This is a genomic window from Catellatospora sp. NPDC049133 (genome assembly GCF_040648455.1).
GTDB lineage: Bacteria > Actinomycetota > Actinomycetes > Mycobacteriales > Micromonosporaceae > Catellatospora > Catellatospora aurea.
The window spans coordinates 1-1,880 of record NZ_JBEZDT010000088.1 but is presented as its reverse complement, the minus strand read 5'-3'; the positions used below and the strand labels follow the sequence as shown (position 1 = coordinate 1,880).

Sequence of the window (1,880 nt, the reverse complement as noted above, 5' to 3'; positions counted from 1 at the left end):
ACTGCCAGCGCATCAACAATATTTTCACCTGAATCAGGATATTCTTCTAATACCTGGAATGCTGTTTTCCCGGGGATCGCAGTGGTGAGTAACCATGCATCATCAGGAGTACGGATAAAATGCTTGATGGTCGGAAGAGGCATAAATGCCGTCAGCCAGTTTAGTCTGACCATCTCATCTGTAACATCATTGGCAACGCTACCTTTGCCATGTTTCAGAAACAACTCTGGCGCATTGGGCTTCCCATACAATCGATAGATTGTCGCACCTGATTGCCCGACATTATCGCGAGCCCATCTATACCCATATAAATCAGCATCCAGGTTGGAATTTAATCGCGGCCTCGAGCAAGACGTTTCCCGTTGAATATGGCTCATAACACCCCTTGTATTACTGTTTATGTAAGCAGACAGTTTTATTGTTCATGATGATATATTTTTATCGGCACTGTTGCAAATAGTCGGTGGTGATAAACTTATCATCCCCTTTTGCTGATGGAGCTGCACATGAACCCATTCAAAGGCCGGCATTTTCAGCGTGACATCATTCTGTGGGCCGTACGCTGGTACTGCAAATACGGCATCAGTTACCGTGAGCTGCAGGAGATGCTGGCTGAACGCGGAGTGAATGTCGATCACTCCACGATTTACCGCTGGGTTCAGCGTTATGCGCCTGAAATGGAAAAACGGCTGCGCTGGTACTGGCGTAACCCTTCCGATCTTTGCCCGTGGCACATGGATGAAACCTACGTGAAGGTCAATGGCCGCTGGGCGTATCTGTACCGGGCCGTCGACAGCCGGGGCCGCACTGTCGATTTTTATCTCTCCTCCCGTCGTAACAGCAAAGCTGCATACCGGTTTCTGGGTAAAATCCTCAACAACGTGAAGAAGTGGCAGATCCCGCGATTCATCAACACGGATAAAGCGCCCGCCTATGGTCGCGCGCTTGCTCTGCTCAAACGCGAAGGCCGGTGCCCGTCTGACGTTGAACACCGACAGATTAAGTACCGGAACAACGTGATTGAATGCGATCATGGCAAACTGAAACGGATAATCGGCGCCACGCTGGGATTTAAATCCATGAAGACGGCTTACGCCACCATCAAAGGTATTGAGGTGATGCGTGCACTACGCAAAGGCCAGGCCTCAGCATTTTATTATGGTGATCCCCTGGGCGAAATGCGCCTGGTAAGCAGAGTTTTTGAAACGTAAGGCCTTTGAATAAGACAAAAGGCTGCCTCATCGCTAACTTTGCAACAGTGCCGAATTTAGCGCGGTCGCTAAACATTTCGGCACCACCCAGGTGCTGCACGATATCAATCTGAAAATTGATGCCGGTGAATACCGGCTGGCTGCCGACGATCCGGATGAGGAGAACACCCTCGCCACGGCAGTTTTCACCCTCGATGCCAACCACGTCAGGTGGCAAATTTTCGACATTAACCGCGACGATGCTAAATTTCAGGGAGAAGTGCGTGGGTGAGATAGCCGGTCGTCAGTCATAAAGGGCAGGGTAGTACCGTTGGCCCGGCGTTCGATAGTACCGTCCGGATACTGCCAGATATCGGCGTCCAGGGAGATGTCCTGAAGCGCGGTGTCCGGAATTTCAGGTTTGTGTCTCTACAAAGACTAACTATCAGAAAAACTCATCGAGCATCAAATGAAACTGCAATTTATTCATATCAGGATTATCAATACCATATTTTTGAAAAAGCCGTTTCTGTAATGAAGGAGAAAACTCACCGAGGCAGTTCCATAGGATGGCAAGATCCTGGTATCGGTCTGCGATTCCGACTCGTCCAACATCAATACAACCTATTAATTTCCCCTCGTCAAAAATAAGGTTATCAAGTGAGAAATCACCATGAGTGACGACTGAAT

Annotated in this window: 3 protein-coding genes and 1 pseudogene; 2 read left to right on the top strand and 2 right to left on the bottom strand. The window is 48.9% G+C overall.

Annotated elements, in window-relative coordinates:
* Positions 1–377: pseudogene (locus AB0B35_RS42075) on the bottom strand (APH(3') family aminoglycoside O-phosphotransferase); the annotation flags it as partial.
* Between the two features lie 129 nt (positions 378–506).
* Between AB0B35_RS42075 and AB0B35_RS42070 the strand changes: the two are divergent.
* Complete coding sequence (locus tag AB0B35_RS42070) at positions 507–1,211, top strand: IS6-like element IS26 family transposase (RefSeq protein WP_001067856.1); 705 nt, start codon at positions 507–509, stop codon at positions 1,209–1,211.
* Between the two features lie 91 nt (positions 1,212–1,302).
* Positions 1,303–1,482: a hypothetical protein gene (locus AB0B35_RS42065; RefSeq protein WP_000902128.1), complete on the top strand. Its 180-nt coding sequence runs from the start codon at positions 1,303–1,305 to the stop codon at positions 1,480–1,482.
* Between the two features lie 153 nt (positions 1,483–1,635).
* Here AB0B35_RS42065 and AB0B35_RS42060 read toward each other — a convergent pair.
* The coding region (locus tag AB0B35_RS42060; RefSeq protein ID WP_042863672.1) for an aminoglycoside phosphotransferase APH(3') at positions 1,636–1,880 on the bottom strand (245 nt) is incomplete at its 5' end.

Excerpts from the sequence above, each read along its gene's own strand:
- AB0B35_RS42070 (WP_001067856.1), top strand. The coding sequence starts at position 507 with ATGAACCCATTCAAAGGCCGGCATTTTCAGCGTGACATCATTCTGTGG.